Below are 1,385 nucleotides of genomic sequence, written 5' to 3'. Positions count from 1 at the left end.
TGAGTCATTCATTAGCTGTTGATTGAAGGAGCCGGCGGTGCCCGTTGATAACAAGGGTTTTACGCGTGAAGAGATCCGTGAGTTCATGCATGAGTATTATTTGCAGCCGCACGGGACCAGGAAGGAGTGGCTTGCCTCGAAGTCCATTTCCGACTGGACGTTCCGCAGGTGGCGCAAGATGTTGGTCCAGGGCGATATCGACCGTGGCCTGATTCCGCGGGAGCATGGAGGCATGGTCCCTACAAATCGTGAGCTCTCCGCGTTTGAAAAAGCACGCGCGAAGGAAATGGCTGCCCACCNTGCCGAAGTCGAAAAACTCCAGAAGCGGGTGCAGGAGCTGGAGGATACGAATTCCGCGCTGGGAAAAGCTATCGGGCTCTTGCACGAGTTGAGCGTGCCAGAGCCCGATACAACCCCGACGAGCGCTCAGAAAGATTCGTAGCGGCCGAGAACACTCTTGTCTTGGAGCTGCATGTGATCACCGGCTCCCAGCGGACAGCGCTCGAGCTTGCGGGCCTGTCACGCGGGACCTGGCATTACCGGTTCAATCCCCGTCCGGCGGTGCAGGCCCCGATCCACCAGGGNGACCGGGCCTACGAATCCCGGATCAGCACCGCGCATCACGAACGGATCCTTGGGCTCATCCTGGCCGGTTGGGGGAAGGGCAACTCCGTTGACCATGCCTTCGCCACAGCTTGGGACAACGGCGTGCTGCTCGCTTCCAACCGCACCTGGTGGCGGATCGCGGCAGAGTACGAGGACCAGCAGGCCCGCCCAACCTTCCCGCGCAAGCTGGTCGTGGGACATCTCCGACGTCTATTCCAAGTGGCAGGGGAAGGTTTTCAAGGTGTACTCCATCATGGACATCTTCTCCCGGGAGATCGTCGGCTGGCGGGTGGAGGACCGCGAGTCCGACCACCTCGCCGCGGACATGTTCGAGACAGCCATCGCCCGGCACGGCGCCCCGCGCATCGTGCATGCCGATTCAGGCCCGGCCATGAGATCAAACCTGCTCCGTGACACCCTCACCGCCCACGGCGTGGAACTGTCCCATAACCGCCCGTACGTCTCCAACGACAATCCCTTCTCGGAGTCAGGGTTTCGCACCATGAAATACCGGCCCGGCTACCCCCGGATCTTTGACGATCTCGAGGCCGCGAGGGAGTACCTCACCGACTATGTGCACTGGTACAGCACCGATCACAAACACTCCGGCATCGCGCTGTTCTCACCCTCACAAGTCCACAACGGCTCTTGGAAAGAGCTCTGGGACAAGCGAGACCAAGTCCACCAGGACTACTACGAACGACACCCAGAAAGATTCCGCCAACGACCCACCACACCGGCCCCCGCCCAACACGTCGGGATCAACCTGCCCGAGACCA

Annotated in this window: 2 protein-coding genes; both read left to right on the top strand. The window is 61.0% G+C overall.

Going from position 1 to position 1,385, the window contains the following annotated elements; translation table 11 throughout:
- Window positions 1-37 precede the first annotated feature (37 nt).
- Window positions 38-442 carry a hypothetical protein gene (locus DAD99_RS21370; RefSeq protein WP_309233466.1) on the top strand — a complete coding sequence of 135 codons (405 nt, stop codon included), beginning with the start codon at window positions 38-40 and terminating at the stop codon, window positions 440-442.
- A gap of 237 nt (window positions 443-679) precedes the next feature.
- Window positions 680-1,385 (top strand): DDE-type integrase/transposase/recombinase (locus tag DAD99_RS21365; protein WP_193343178.1); only part of this gene is annotated, 706 nt, incomplete at its 3' end.

The sequence above is a fragment of the Pseudarthrobacter sp. AB1 genome (assembly GCF_014926485.1).
In the GTDB taxonomy this organism is placed as follows: Bacteria; Actinomycetota; Actinomycetes; order Actinomycetales; family Micrococcaceae; genus Arthrobacter.
Note: the sequence above shows the minus strand (reverse complement) of the source record. Positions and strands in the feature narration are given on the sequence as shown.